Genomic DNA, 14,299 nt, shown 5'->3' with positions numbered 1-14,299 from the left:
GTGCGCCGCCGGGACCAGGACGTTGCGCGCCGCCGCGTCCCCAGTTACGTTACCCCTCGTAGCGTATTCACGGCCGGAAGGACAGCCATGCGCACCGTGGTCGTCGACAGCGCGCACACCATCTCCGTCGTCAACCGTCCCGATCCGACGCTCCCCGGGCCCGACGGGGCGATAGTGGAGGTCACCGCGACCGCGATCTGCGGATCCGACCTGCATTTCCTCGACGGCCACTACCCCATCGGCGAGCCCGTGTCGATCGGCCACGAAGCAGTCGGCATCGTCGCCGAGACAGGTCCCGAGGTCACCCGGTTCAAGAAGGGTGACGCGGTCCTGGTGTCCTCGGTGACCGGCTGCGGGCGCTGCCCGGGATGCGCGACGACGGACCCGATCCGCTGCGTCCACGGACCGCAGATCTTCGGTTCCGGACTGCTCGGCGGAGCGCAGGCGGAGCTTCTCGCAGTCCCCGCGGCCGAGTTCCAGCTCCTCGCGATCCCCGACGGCCTGAACACCGAACAGGCGCTGCTGCTGACCGACAACCTCGCCACCGGGTGGGCCGCGGCCAAGCGCGCCGACATCCCGGTCGGCGGCACCGTCGCGGTCCTCGGCGCGGGCGCGGTCGGCCAGTGCGCGATCCGCAGCGCGTTCGTCCTGGGCGCCGGAACGGTGTTCGCGGTCGATCCGGTCGCCGCCCGCCGGGAACGCGCCGCGGCGGTCGGAGCGTCACCACTGGATGCCCCGGCGGCGCAGGCCCTCCTGGAGGCCACCGGTGGTCTCGGCGCCGATTCGGTGATCGATGCCGTAGGCACCGACGCCTCGATCGACGACGCACTGGCGGGCGTCCGCGCCGGTGGCACCGTGTCCGTCGTCGGGGTCCACGATCTCGCGCCGTATCCGCTGCCCGCGCTCGTCTGCCTGTTGCGCAGCCTGACGATCCGGATGACCACCGCCCCCGTGCAGCAGACCTGGCCCGAACTCATCCCGCTCCTGCGGGCAGGCCGGCTCGACGTCGACGGCATCTTCACCGGCACCATGGCGTTGGACGACGCCGCGCAGGCCTATGCCGCGGCGTTCTCCCGCTCCGGCGAGCACCTCAAAGTGCAACTGCGACCCTGATCTCGAACACCACGACGCCCCGGCCGCGAGGCCGGGGCGTCGTGTCACTCGGAGCCCGGGGAGGTTACTCCGAAGGTTCCGAGGAGTCGGACAACTTCGCGTCCTTGGCGGGCTGTGCGTCCTTGGCGGGCCTGCTCGCCTTGCGCTCGGTGGCGCTGTCGGCGCTCTCGGCGCCCTTGGTGTCGACGGTGCTGTCGTCGGCGGCCTCGGTCGCATCGGCGCCCTTGGCATCCTCGGCGGCTTCGGCGGCTTCGGCCTCGGCGGCTTCGGCCTTCGTGTCGGCCTTCGTGTCGACCTTCGTGTCGACCTTGGTGTCGGTCACGACATCGTCACCCTCGGTGTCGACCGCGGTGTCCTCAACCGCGACAGCGGCTTTCGGGGTAAGCAGCGACACGGTGGCGCTGCTGGGCACCTCGGCGGCCGCCGAAGGGACGACGACGGGAGCGGCAGCGGCGACCAGTGTGTTCGGAGTCGCCTGCGCCACAACGTCGTTGCGGCTGTAGCCGGCGTCGATCTTGGCCTTGAGTTCGGCTTCGCGCTTGGCCAGTGACGGGAACAGCCGCACCAAAGGCAGCTTCTCGGTCGGAACCAGGTAGTGGGTGGTGGTTCCGCCCACGGAGTTCGTGTCGACCGAGATGTTCTGCGCCGGAACCTTCGACAGATCGGCGTACATCACCGGGACGTGGACGTAGATCCCACCGGCGATGGCGTTGGCGATGGCCAGCACGTTCCACCAGCGGTCCGGGAAGTCGGCCATGCCGTCGTACTCCCCGGTCACGACGATGACGTCGTACTTGGTCTCCGGCGCCGGCTGGTAGGTGTAGTCGAAGTTGCTGTTGTAGCGCGCCTGGCTGATCACCTTCTGGCGGCTGGAGTCGGCGACGACCACGAACGTGATCTTGTCCTTGCCGGGCGCGTTGGCGCTGCCTTCGAGTTCGCGGAGCACCTCGTTCACGACGAGCGAGCCGGCCGACAGGCCGACGACGGTCACCTTCTCGCCGTTGGCGACCTGACCGAGGGCGCTGTTGATCTGCGCGGTGAGATTCGTCTTACCCTGCGCGATCGACGCACCGAGGGTCAGATCGCCGCGGCCCGTCATCGGGCCGGCCTGTGCGGGCCACTTGACGCTGACGCGCTGCTGATCCTTGAACTTGCCGCCGAGCAGCGGCGCCATCAGCGGATCGGTCAGCGACGGCGTCGAGATGCCGCCGATGATGAGGGCCGTGTTGGCGGCCATGCCCGGCGTGGCGGTGGACAGCGCCAGCGCAGCTGAGGCAAAGATCGTGCCGCATACGACACCTGATTTGCGCAGGCTGATTCCCATGAGTTCTCCCCGGAAAAGTATTGATGAAAAGGTCGCCGAGCACCGGCGCCAGGGAAGCATATGAGTTACGAAGGACCCCGACACAGCAAAATTCTCAAAGTTCTCATGCCCGCCGTTACGGCGAAGTCGCCCGAATTCGCTGGTATTTGCCATAAGTCAACTTATTGACGTCGTGCGAGAATCGCTCGCGCGGCAGAGCGTATTGCGTATACCCACCTTGGCGCGTACAGGAAACACCATCAATCACTCTGGTCCCACCAATAACAATCTTGAAAACACGCCTGAGATTGTTGCCTGAAACGTGATTGCTAAGAAAAGTTCGCAATCCAAAACGATCGATTCGGCACACCCGCCACCCGCTTCGGCCAAGTCCCTGAGCTACCACGTCTGCGACGCCACCCCGGCGCCGCGCGGTGCCTCGACCCCCACCCGGCTTATTGACCAATAAGTGAATTTATGTAGACATCGCAGCAAACCAATCCGGGCGGATTGGGACGCGCGGTGGATCCAGGACGGGATCGCGCGGAGAACACCCCGCGTCGGCGGCTTCGGCACAGCACGGCGCCGAGTCCGCGCGGCAGTGGCCCACATGTCTTGTCGGACAGAGCTTGTGGATCAATCGTCGGCGCAGTCAGGGGCCCGCGACGGTCAGCGTCTGCGCAACGCGACGACGGTGACGTCGTCGTCGGTGAACCCGGAGGCCATCGTCATCCAGATCGCGTACGCCGACAGGTCTGCGTCGCCGCCGAGCGTGTCGGCCAGCCGGTCCAAGCCCTCGTCGATCACCTGACCGCGCCGCTCGACGAGGCCGTCGGAGTACAGCACCAGCCCGTGACCGGGTTCGATGACGAAGGTCCCCTGTGTGTAGGTGGCGCTGCTGACGCCGATCGGCGGGGACAGCGGTATCGGCGCGGCCGGCGCGGTGGGCGCGGAGTTGGTCATGTACGGCATCAGATGGCCTGCCGAGGTCGCCTCGACCACGCCCGAGTCGAGGTCGATCCGCGCGACCAACACGGTGGCGAACGCCGCATCGAGCATGTGCAGACAGAAGTCGTTGAGCTGTTGCACGGCCTCGGCGGGCGACGCTCCGGTGAACAAATGCGCCCGTAACGCGTTGCGCAGCTGCGCCATCGTGCCCGCCACGGTCACCCCGTGGCCCGCCACGTCACCGACCACGGTGATCAGTCGGCCGTCGCGCAGCGTGAACGCGTCGTACCAGTCGCCCCCGACCCGGTCACCGGCCGCCGGCTCGTAGTGCGCTGTCAGCTGCCAGTTCTGCAGCTGCGGAATGGACGCGGGAATCAGGCTGCGCTGCACCATTTCCGCGACCCGCAATGCGCCTCGGGTGCGGTGATACAGCGACTCGACGAGGTGGCGGCGCAGCGCGTCGGCGGATTCGACCTCGGTCGGTGTCCAGGGCTCGCCACGTTCGCGAACCACCTCGCGCCACCGCTCGAACGACTTGCGAGGGCTGAGCCTGACCTCGTCGCCCTCGCTGACGGCGATCGCCTTGTTCTCCGGGTCACCGCCCCAATCCACCGAGCGGAGCACCTCACGCCGGAACCACGCGGCGAACTGGCCGTCGGGCAGATTGAGCACCAACGCGCCCGCCGCCAGCTGTGGATCGATGCCGGCCTCGGGCAACGCGTGGGGCAGGCTGTCGGTCCGCGCCACCTCGTCATCGGCACCACGCGCCCAGGCCACCACCGCGGCCACCACATCGGCAGGCGGCACCGACCCGAGAGTTCTGCGGTGCCCGCCGATGTCGACGACCACACCGTCGGCGGGTACCAGGTCGAACAGGTCCGGGGCGCCGAGCAGGGTCGACACCATGGGTTTGGCGTCGTCCATCATCGCGGCGGTCAGCTTCGTCAGCACCGCCTGCGCCCCGAGCCGCTTGTGCAGTTGGTCCTCTTCGAATTGGTCGACCAACCGCAGCGACAACGTCGAGCCGAGGAACTCCGCGGCGGCCCGGGTGCCGAACGGCGGCAGATGCGGTCCTGCGTAGTGATGGCAGGCGATCAACCCCCACAGCCGGCCGTGCCGAAGCAGTGAGATGGACATCGACGCGTGCACGCCCATGTTCTGCAGATACTCGATATGGATCGGTGACACGCTGCGCAACGTCGCATGGGTCAGGTCCAGCGGCGTCCCGCTCGCGGGGTCCTGTGCGGGGACCAGCGGCGCCGGCGTGTACCCGACATCGGAGATCAGGCGCAGCCAGCTCTTCTCGTACAGTGCCCGCGCCTGAGCCGGGATGTCCGTCGCCGGATAGTGCAGCCCGAGAAAAGAATTGAGGTCGTCACACTTCGCCTCGGCGACCACCTCGCCGTTGTATTCGTCGTCGTAGCGGTAGACCATCACGCGGTCGAAGCCGGTGAGGTTGCGGACCGCGCGGGCGGCGGTGTCGTACAGGTCGGTCATCGTCGCCGCGTGATTGAGTTCCTCGACCCAGCCACGCACCGCTTGGTAGGTGTTCGGGAAGGAGTACGGCCGCTCGCCGTAGGCGATCTCCAATTCGACCAGCAGCACCCCGGGGCCGCGATGCAGGATCGCGTCGAAATCGCGCGCCACCCCCGCGACGTCGAGGACGCATTCGACCGGATTGCGCCGGTGCAGGTCCCCGACGATCGACGCGGCCTTCTCGACCAGGGCGGCCTGCTCAGGCCCCATCAATGCGGACAGATGCCGCCCCAACACCTCCTCGGCGGACCGTCCGAGCATGTCGTCGACGTTGGCGCTGATCTGGCGGATGTCGAAGTCCGGCTCACCGACCACGACGAGGACACCGCGGGGCTGGATGCTGCCCGGGATGTGGATCGGTTCCCTGGCACAGTTGTCGAGGTCGATCGGGGTGCCGGCGGGGAGCAGGTCGGCGTCGGCCTCGCCGCCCGCAGGTGGGGTCGGGGGCTGGCCAGGGGCATCCCTGGATGGCTCACCTCGTTGCGCCCCGTGCATGTGCCGTCAGTTGACCTTCTCGCCCGACGGCACGTGTGCCGCTCCCCTGCGTCGAATACCCATCCAACCAGCCGCCCCGTCCGCGCACACGTTCGGCTGACATCGGCGCGGCGCGGCGCGGCGGGTCACTGCTGCACCGGGTCGACGGTGACGAGTTCGGTGACCCCGCTGACGCGCAGCGTGGAGAGCAGATACGGATGGACGACGATCCTGTGGATCGCATCGGCGTATGCGGACAGCACGTTGATGGCCGCACTGTCCACGTACTCGACCTCGGCCAGATCGACGACGAGTTCCTCACCGCTGCTGCCGATTTCGGCGACCGCATCCGCCAGCGCGGACTTCAGGTCGTCGACATTGCTCAGGTCGATCTCGCCGCTGGCCGCCAGTCGCAGGCCCGACCCGTGGCCGGGACGGTCGGTGTGCAGACGCAGCAGGGTGGGCATCAGGCGATCCTCGCGTAGAGATGGATGGTGGTGCCGCCGGAGTCATGGGCGATGGTCACGTCCTCCATCAGCCCGCGCATGATGGCGATACCGCGACCGCGGTAGGTGTCCGGCGGCTGCGCCGGGGGTTTCCAGGTGCCGGTGTCGGTGATGATCAGTTCGACCAGATCCACCAGGGCGGTCGCCCGGACGCTGACGGTGCCGGGCATGCCGTCTCGGTGACCGTGTTCGATCGCGTTGGCGACGGCCTCACCGGCGGCGACCAGCACCTCCATCACCCGGCCTGGCTCCACCCGGGCGCCGGAGAGCCAGCGCCGCAGCGCCGAACGGGTCGACGCCAGATAGCTGGCGTCGGCCGGGAAGCTCAGTTCCAGCGGAGCGGGATGGCGGTAGAGCAGCAGCGCCACATCGTCCTGGTACCCGTCGTCGGGGGCAAGCCCTGTCATGATGTCGTTGGCGAGCTCGTCCAGCGGTGCCGCGCGAAGCTCCTGGATCAGAGCACTCGCCCGAGATATGCCTTGCTCCAACGGAACCCGGCGGCGCTCCACCAACCCGTCGGTGTAGAGCACCAGCGTCGAGCCGATCGGGATCGTCAGGTGCGCTTCCGGGCGGGGCCAGTCCTGGCGCAGGCCCAGCGCGATGGTGTGGGCGTCGTCGAGTTGCTGGGCACTGCCGTCGGCGTGCACCAGCAACGGCGGCGGGTGTCCGGCGCTGGAGTAGGAGATCTCCCCGGTGGCGGGGTCGAGCACCATCACCACCGCGGTGGTGCACTGCGCACCGGGCAGCCGGGCCGCGAAGCGGTCCATCCCGGCCAGGGCCGCACCGGGGCTGGCGTTCTCCAGCAGCAGGGCCCGGCACGCGCTGCGGACCTGCCCCATCACGGTGGCTGCGGCCAGGCCGTGCCCGACGCAGTCGCCGACCACCAGCGCGATGCGCCCGTCGTCGAGGTCGGCGACGTCGTACCAGTCACCGCCGACCTGCAGCGGCCGGCTCGCGGCTTGATAGCGCACGGTGAATCCCGGCGGAAGGTCGGCCGGACCGAGGATCGCGTGCTGCAGCGCGAGCGCGGTCTCGCGTTGTTGGTCGACCTGATACACCCGCTGCAGGCCTGCGCTGAGGCGCCCGGCGAGGACCGTCAGCAGCGTCTGGTCCTCCAGCGTGAACGACCGCTGATCGGTGAGCTCGATCCAGACCACCAGAATCCCCTCGGGGTGCTGGATGGCGATCCCCGCGGTTCCGGGCTGCGCGGTGTTCGGGGTGAGCAGGTCGTCGTCGGACAACGCGACCAGAATCCGGCGCAGGTCGGCGGGAAGGTCGGTCCACTTCGTCGGCTCGCCGGTGGCGACCAGGCTCGGCAGACCGTCGGCGGCGCCGGCGTGACGCGGAAAGGTCACCGCGAGCACCCGGCGCGCCCGCCATAGCCTGCGTAACTCGTCGGCGGCGCCCTGCAACGCCTCGTCGAACGAATCCGCCTGAGCCAGTTGACGGTTCAGCGCATGCTCGCGTCCTGCCGCGAGGGCCAGTGCGATCGCGGCGTGCCGGGCGAAGTCGGCGACGAGCTCGAGATAGGCCTCGTCGAACGGTGGCTGGTGGGGACGCCGGGCCACCGCGATGACGCCGAGCACCGCACCGTCGGCGATCAGCGGCATCACGATCGCGGAACGCTCACCGACGTCGGTGAATCCTTCGATCGGGTACTGGAACGAATCCGTGATCATCGGCAGGCCGCGACGGGCCACACCGCCGGTGGTGGAGCCGGCCATCGGCACCTGTCTCCCGATCACCTCAGAGGCGTACTTGCCCGCCGTCGCCGCGACGATCAACGTGTCGACGTCGTCGGCGGCCACCTCGGATTCGCCCGGTACCAGCAGGATGGCCTGCTCCGCGTCGGCGAGCTCGAGCGCGCGGTTCACGATGAGCTGCAACGGGCCGGTCTGCGGATCCCCGGACAGCAGCGCCGTGGTGATCTCGCGGCTGGCCTTCGTCCATTTGGCGGACTCTCGCTCACGCTCGAACAACCGGGCGTTGTCGATCGCGGCCGCCGCCGCGGTCGCCAGCGCGCGCACGGCGCTCTCCTGGGCATCGGTGAACACCCGGCCGGGACGGTCGTCGGCGAGGAACAGCGACCCGAAGCGTGACGCGCGCACCGTGAGCGGAATCGCGAGCAGCGCCCGGATCGGCAGGTTCAGCTCCTGCGAACCGGTGATATCCGGTCGCTGCCGCAGATCGTCGACGCGAAGACCGTCGCCGATGTCCATGTCGGCCAGACCCGACGCGTCGAACGCGTCGCCGGCGTCGACGAAGACGAGGCTGTTGTCGGCGGCGCGGATCCCGAGCCCCGCATAGCGGGCCCCGCTCAACTCCCGCGCCGCGGTGACGATGCGCTCCAACGTGACGTCGAAGTGGAGGTCCGAGCCGATCGCGACGATGGCCCGCACGAGGCGCTCCATCTGGTCGCGCGCGGCGACCAGCTCGTCGAAGTCGGCGCTCGTGTGACCGTCTCCTTCCGGCGGGCGACGACGAGGATGCGGGGACTCATCAAGGTCGTCGGCCATTCCCCTACGCTAAACCGTCAGACCTGCAGATTCGCACGGCCTGCCCTACGAATGCCCAGAGTGTCCCGCCGCGGTCCCGTCAAACCTGCGCCACTGGACCGCAAACGAACCCGAACTTCGCGTTTCGGCTTTCAGCCGCATTTTCGGCCTCGGCGTCCAGATCGTCGCGTTTCGCCGGCCGGGATGAATGCGCGCACGGCGGCGAGTTCGACCGGGCAGAGGACCACCGGAAGGAGCGACCATGACCGTAGACCGCATCGCAGCAGAAGGACTCGACGAGCTTGTGCCGTCGCGTTACGCCGTGCGGGTGGGCGACATCGAGGTGTTGGTGATCAGCGACGGGATACTCCCGATCACCGCGGGGACGTTGGCCACCAATGCCGACACCGCCGAGTTCGGGCACTGGCTCGACGAGCGGTTCCTGCCGCGCGATGTGCTCGACTGGCCGCTCAACGTGGTCGTGGTGCGCACCGGCGACCGGACGATTCTCGTCGACGCCGGGCTCGGGCTGGAGTTCCCCGACTTCCCGCGCTCGGGCCAGACGGTCCGCCGGCTGGAGGCCGCGGGCATCGACCTCGGCGCGGTGACCGACGTGGTCCTCACCCACCTGCACATGGACCATGTCGGCGGGTTGCTCACCGAAGGCGTGAAGGAGCGGTTGCGTCCGGACCTGCGCGTGCATGTGTCGGCCGCCGAGGCCGAATTCTGGGAGGCACCGGACTTTTCGCACACCTCGATGCCCGCGCCCGTGCCTGACGCCCTGCGCTCGATCGCGGCGCGGTTCCTCGACGAGTACCGCGGCCGGATCCGCACCTTCGAATCCGAGTACGAGCCGGCTCCCGGGGTTCAGGTGGTCCGCACCGGTGGCCACACCCCGGGGCACAGCATCGTCCGACTGGCCTCCGGCGGGGACGGATTGACGTTCGCCGGGGACGCCGTGTTCGCACCGGGCTTCGACAACCCGCAGTGGCACAACGGGTTCGAGCACGATCCCGAGGAGTCCGTCCGCGTCCGGATCCAGCTGCTGCGCGAGCTCGCGGCCACCGGAGAGTCACTGGTCGCCACCCACCTGCCGTTCCCGTCGGTCTGCCATGTGGCCACCGCCGGTGACGCGTTCCGCAGTGTCCCGGTGGACTGGGACTACTGATAGCGGCGGGGCACCGTCCAGCGGCGTCCGAACTCGGTGTCGAAGTACTCGGGATCGAACGGGCTGTTGCCGCCGGCAGGGAAGCTCGTCAGCTCACCGAAGACGATGCGACCGTCCACGTCGTACAGGTCGACCCTGACGAAATCCGTTTCCGCACCCAGCTTTTCGGCAACAGAGATCATCTCGTCCAGGGTGGCCGGGCAGCGCGGAACAGGGTCGGCCCACGGATATCCCCCACTCAGCGGCAGGTGTCGCCAGGTTGCGGTGAAGAAGTCCTGGGTGCGGCGGCCGAAGCGGGCGGCGTCGACCTCGATGTAGGCGCACCGCCCGTGGAACACGAACAGTTTGTAGTCGTCGGGGATCGTACCGTCGGCGCGAAGCAGTAATTCCTCGACGAGGATTCGGCGCGGAACCTGTCCGTACACCCATTCGGCGTTCGGTCCCTCGCCATACAGGTGCGCCAGCCAGGCCCGGGCGATCTCGCTGATGTGCGCGCGGTCGGCGAACTCGGGGCGGATGTGGGTGTAGGACCAACTCTGCGCGACGGGCGGCAACCGGGCGTCCGGCGGGGCGGTCGGCGACACGATGATCGCCGCACCGCTGCCGTGCGTCGGCTTGATGACGAGCGTCTCGGGTAGCTCCGGCAGCGCGGACGGGTCGTCGGACACGGCGTAGGCACGTGGCAGGTAGTGCGGCCCGACCGTCGCCGCCACGTACTCGCGCACGGCGGCCTTGTCGGCGAAGGTGACCACCAACGGGCGACGGTCGCGCAGCATCTTGTACCGCACCTTCTGCCGGAAGGTCTGCGGGTCGCGGGTGCGCCACAGCCGCAGCGCGCGGACCAGTCTGCTCCGCTGCCGCCACACCGGCCGGGCAGACCCGTCGGCCATCCGTGGACGGTCTAGCGCGGATCGGTCGGACACGCCGAGACTCGTTCGGTCGGCCACTCGTACACGTCGGCCACTTGCCGCAACGCCTCGAGCTGCTCGCAGTAATGGCTGACCGACCGGGACGTGACCCCACAGGTGACTGCCGAGGCGCCCAGCGCGGCGACCTTACCGAGCTGAGCGGCGGTGCGTTCCGGGGCACCGATGGGGTCGAGCCCACCGACGGGCAGCACGATGTCGAAACCGTCCGGAATCTCCTGGCGGGCAATCATTTCGGTGATCTCGGTGTACCGAAGACCGAACGGCATCCATCCATCGGCCAGCGTGACCGCGCGCCGCAGGGAGCGGCCGGTGCGCCCGCCGACCCAGATCGGCACGCGGGGTTGGACGGCGCACGGTTCGACCACGACGTCGCTGAACCGGTAGAACGGGCCGTCGTAGCCGGGCCGGTTGGTCGACAGGCAGGCGCGCAGCGCGGTGAGGGCATCGTCGGCGCGTGCACCCCGGTCCTCCCACGGGGCCTGCAGCATGTCGAACTCGGCGCGAAGTGACCCGACCCCGACGCCGAGGATCAACCGTCCCCCACTGAGTCGGTCGAGCGTCCCGTACCGCTTGGCCAGCTCCAGCGGGTGGTGGTAGCCGAGCACCACCACCGAGGTGGCCAGCCTGATGCGCGTGGTGCACGCCGCCAGATAGGACAGGGTGGCCACCGGATCCCAGTAGGTGCCGCCGCGAACCTCGGCGTCCTCGGCGGGCACGAGCACGTGTTCTGAGCAGGTCAGGAAGTCGAAGCCGAGGCGATCCGCGGCCGCGGCGACCGCACGGAGGTCGGCGGCGTCGGCAGTCCGTTCCCACTCGGCGGCGACGCCGGGAATTTGGATGACCACCGGGGTCGAGAGTCCCAGACGCATGCTTAGGTCATAGCGCACCGGGTCCGGCGGTCACCGCGCGGCCTCGCCGATCGCCGTGCCGGCGGCTCCGGTGGTCGCGGCGGCGCCGACGGTGGCGAGGTCGATGCCCCGGGTCTCCCGCACCCGCCAGACGGCGAGCACGGTGATCGCCCCGCAGCCCGCGGCCAACACCACCAGCGGAACGTTGGTCACGTCGCCGACGAGCAGGCTGCTCGCGATCATCGGGGTGAAGCCGGCACCGAGCAGCGCCGCCAGCTGGTATCCCATCGAGGCGCCGGTGTATCGCACCGTCGTGCCGAACATCTCGGAGTACAGCGCACCCAGCGGCGCGTACATCGCCGACTGCACGATCTGCGCGAGCATCATCGCGACGGTCAACCAGGCCACCGATCCGAGGTCCACCAGCGTGTAGAACGGCCATGCGTAACAGATGATCCCGAGCGCTCCGGCCAGCATGACGGGGCGCCGGCCGACCCGGTCGGACACCGCGGAGAACAACGGGATCGCGATCAGGGCGGTAACAGAGGTGAACACCAGTGCGGTCATGACGTCGGTGCGGTGATAGCCGATCGTGGTCGCGTAGCTGATCATGTGGGTGCTGATCAGCGCGGTGAGAGCGAACGGACCGATGCCGACGGCGCACGCCAGGATCAGCGGGCGGGGCCGGCGCACCACCTCGACGAGCGGGATGCGGGCTGCCGCGGCCGCCTGGGGTTTCGCATGCTCGAAGACCGGGCTCTCGGTGATCGACATCCGCACGTAGATGCCGATCGCCAACAGCAGCACGCTCACCAGGAACGGGACCCGCCAGCCCCACGACAGGAACGCATCGTCGGGCAGCAGCGTGACGAGGGTGACGACGGTGACCGACAGCAGCGATCCGATCGGCGAGCCCATCTGCATCACGCCGTTCCAGAATCCGCGCCGGTGCGGTTCGGCGTGCTCGGTCACCATCAGCGTCGCGCCGCCCCACTCCCCTCCGATCGCGACGCCCTGGATCACGCGCAGCGCGACCAGCAGCAGCGGCGCGGCGACCCCGACCGCGGCGAACGTCGGGAGCAGCCCGATCAGGAAGCTCGCCGCCCCCATCAGCGACATGGTCAGCACGAGCATCTTCTTGCGACCGATGCGGTCGCCGAAGTGGCCGAACAGGATTCCGCCGAGCGGACGCGCGACGTAGCCGGCCGCCAGGGTGCCGAACGCGGCGATGGTCGCCAGCGCGGGGTCCGAGTCGGGGAAGAACACCCGCCCGAACACCAGTGCGCTCATGGTGCCGTAGACCAGGAAGTCGTAGTACTCGATGGCGGTGCCGAGCAGGCTCGACACCGCGACCCGGCGCAGCACGCCCGGATCGGGCGGTGAGGGTCTGTCCACGGTTCTCCTCCCACTCAGCGAGTACGCCGAGTGTGGGGCTCGGGCGGCGGCGCGCAAGGGCGGGGTCTCGCCCACCGGAACGGTTTTTGCGGGGACTGTTTTCGAGGAACGCCGGTGTGTCGTCCCGCTGACCGGTGCGCCGGTTGCGATGGTGTGACGCCGTATGGGATCACAGAGTGTCGAAGCAGGAGGGCCACCGCGGATGAACACCATCGACTACCACGACTCGTTGCGTGAAGTCGCGACACCGGCGGGGGTGCTGCGCTACCACGAGGCCGGCGACGGACCGACGCTGCTGCTGTTGCACGGCTCCGGCCCCGGTGTGACCGGGTGGCGCAACTTCCGCGGCAACCTCGCCGTCTTCGCCGAGCACTTCCGGTGCCTGGTGCTGGAATTCCCGGGGTTCGGCGTCAGCGACGACTTCGGCGGTCATCCGATGCTGGACGCGCAGGGCTCGGTGGTCGCGTTCGTCGACGCGCTGGGCCTCGACCGCGTCGACATCATCGGCAACTCGATGGGCGGCGGCGTCGGGATCAACTTCGCGGTCAATCACGGCGCCCGGATCGGGAAGCTGATCACCATCGGCGGGATCGGGACGAACATCTTCACCCCCGGGCCCAGCGAGGGCATCCGGCTGCTGCAGGAGTTCACCGAGGACCCGACGCGCCAGCGGCTCGTCGACTGGCTGCACTCGATGGTGTACGACCCGGCGCTGGTGACCGAGCAATTGATCGAGGAGCGTTGGCAACTCGCCACCGACCCCGAAACCCTGGCTGCCGCACGGCGGATGTACGGCAAGGCCGCGTTCGCGGCGATGATGGAGATGATGCGCAACGCCGACTTCCCGCTGCCGTGGGCGACCATGCACAAGGTGAAGGCGCCGACGCTGCTGACGTGGGGCCGCGACGACCGGGTCAGCCCGCTGGACATGGCGCTGGTGCCGATGCGCACGATCCCGAACGCGGAGTTCCACGTGTTCCCGAACTGCGGGCACTGGGTGATGATCGAGGCGAAGGCCGCATTCGAGCGCACAGCGCTGTCGTTCCTGACCGACGGGAAGGTTGCCCGATGACCACGGTGCCCGCGATCGACGGGTGGTTTGCGACTGATGAGTCCGGTGCGACGCATCTGATCGGTGGGAAGTGCGTGGGGTGTGGGACGTTTGTGTTCCCGCCCCGGGAAACCAATTGCCCCAACCCGGGGTGCGCCAGCGACGAGTTGGCGTTGGTCCCACTGTCGCGGCGCGGCACCCTGTGGTCCTACACCGAGAACCGCTACGCCCCACCCCCGCCGTATCCGTCCCCGGACCCGTTCGAACCGTTCGCCGTCGCCGCCGTCGAACTCGCCGACGAAGGCCTGATCGTGCTCGGCAAGGTCGTCGAGGGCACCCTGGCCGCCGACCTACACGTCGGCATGACCATGGAACTGACCACCATGACCCTCTACACCGACGACGACGGGGTCGAACGCACCACCCACGCCTGGAGGATCGCGAAATGAGCCCGGACCCGGTCTACATCCTCGGCGCGGGCATGCACCCCTGGGGCAAATGGGGCCGCGACTTCACCGAATACGGCGTCGTCG

At 68.8% G+C, this 14,299-nt stretch carries 12 protein-coding genes; 5 read left to right on the top strand and 7 right to left on the bottom strand.

Features of this window, described 5'->3' with window-relative positions; genetic code table 11:
- The first annotated feature begins 87 nt into the window (after positions 1–87).
- Positions 88–1,113, top strand: coding sequence for an alcohol dehydrogenase catalytic domain-containing protein (locus tag BST38_RS00055; RefSeq protein ID WP_083141191.1), 1,026 nt, complete (start codon positions 88–90; stop codon positions 1,111–1,113).
- A 64-nt stretch (positions 1,114–1,177) separates the two neighbouring features.
- Here the strand turns inward: BST38_RS00055 and BST38_RS00050 are convergent, their stop codons facing one another.
- From BST38_RS00050 to BST38_RS00035, 4 genes are all read right to left on the bottom strand, one after another.
- The gene (locus tag BST38_RS00050) at positions 1,178–2,437 is read right to left on the bottom strand and encodes a PE-PPE domain-containing protein (protein WP_181792012.1); all 1,260 of its coding nucleotides are present in this window, start codon (positions 2,435–2,437) and stop codon (positions 1,178–1,180) included.
- A 648-nt stretch (positions 2,438–3,085) separates the two neighbouring features.
- Positions 3,086–5,395, bottom strand: a complete 2,310-nt coding sequence (locus BST38_RS00045) for a SpoIIE family protein phosphatase (protein WP_083141190.1) — start codon at positions 5,393–5,395, stop codon at positions 3,086–3,088.
- A 125-nt stretch (positions 5,396–5,520) separates the two neighbouring features.
- Positions 5,521–5,841 (bottom strand): STAS domain-containing protein, encoded by a 321-nt coding sequence (locus BST38_RS00040; protein ID WP_083141189.1) that lies wholly within the window; start codon positions 5,839–5,841, stop codon positions 5,521–5,523.
- Positions 5,841–8,396: a SpoIIE family protein phosphatase gene (locus BST38_RS00035; RefSeq protein ID WP_083141188.1), complete on the bottom strand. Its 2,556-nt coding sequence runs from the start codon at positions 8,394–8,396 to the stop codon at positions 5,841–5,843. Before BST38_RS00035 ends, BST38_RS00040 begins: the two co-directional genes overlap by 1 nt.
- 241 nt (positions 8,397–8,637) lie before the next feature.
- Between BST38_RS00035 and BST38_RS00030 the strand changes: the two genes are divergently transcribed.
- Entirely contained in the window at positions 8,638–9,543 is a 906-nt protein-coding gene (locus tag BST38_RS00030; protein ID WP_083141187.1) for an MBL fold metallo-hydrolase, read from the top strand.
- Here the strand turns inward: BST38_RS00030 and BST38_RS00025 are convergent.
- Genes BST38_RS00025 through BST38_RS00015 form a run of 3 tightly spaced genes read right to left on the bottom strand, consistent with a single transcriptional unit; the run spans position 9,537 to position 12,715 of the window.
- A complete protein-coding gene (locus BST38_RS00025; RefSeq protein ID WP_237160618.1) occupies positions 9,537–10,433 on the bottom strand; it encodes an ATP-grasp fold amidoligase family protein in 897 nt (298 codons plus the stop codon). The two genes, BST38_RS00030 and BST38_RS00025, sit on opposite strands and share 7 nt — an antisense overlap.
- A gap of 11 nt (positions 10,434–10,444) precedes the next feature.
- Complete coding sequence (locus BST38_RS00020) at positions 10,445–11,341, bottom strand: LLM class F420-dependent oxidoreductase (RefSeq protein WP_083141186.1); 897 nt, start codon at positions 11,339–11,341, stop codon at positions 10,445–10,447.
- A 30-nt stretch (positions 11,342–11,371) separates the two neighbouring features.
- Entirely contained in the window at positions 11,372–12,715 is a 1,344-nt protein-coding gene (locus BST38_RS00015) for an MFS transporter (RefSeq protein ID WP_083141185.1), read from the bottom strand.
- Positions 12,716–12,917: 202 nt separating this feature from the next.
- On the opposite strand from BST38_RS00015, the gene BST38_RS00010 reads away from it, so the two are divergent.
- The 3 genes from BST38_RS00010 to BST38_RS29585 all read left to right on the top strand — a co-directional run.
- Positions 12,918–13,787: an alpha/beta fold hydrolase gene (locus BST38_RS00010; RefSeq protein ID WP_083141184.1), complete on the top strand. Its 870-nt coding sequence runs from the start codon at positions 12,918–12,920 to the stop codon at positions 13,785–13,787.
- Entirely contained in the window at positions 13,784–14,215 is a 432-nt protein-coding gene (locus BST38_RS00005) for a Zn-ribbon domain-containing OB-fold protein (protein WP_083141183.1), read from the top strand. Before BST38_RS00010 ends, BST38_RS00005 begins: the two co-directional genes overlap by 4 nt.
- The coding region (locus tag BST38_RS29585; RefSeq protein WP_237160638.1) for a hypothetical protein at positions 14,212–14,299 on the top strand (88 nt) is incomplete at its 3' end. The genes BST38_RS00005 and BST38_RS29585, both read left to right, overlap by 4 nt.

Origin of the sequence: Mycolicibacterium parafortuitum, from assembly GCF_002086815.1 — a bacterium.
Classification (GTDB): Bacteria; Actinomycetota; Actinomycetes; order Mycobacteriales; family Mycobacteriaceae; genus Mycobacterium; species Mycobacterium parafortuitum.
Note: the sequence above shows the minus strand (reverse complement) of the source record. Positions and strands in the feature narration are given on the sequence as shown.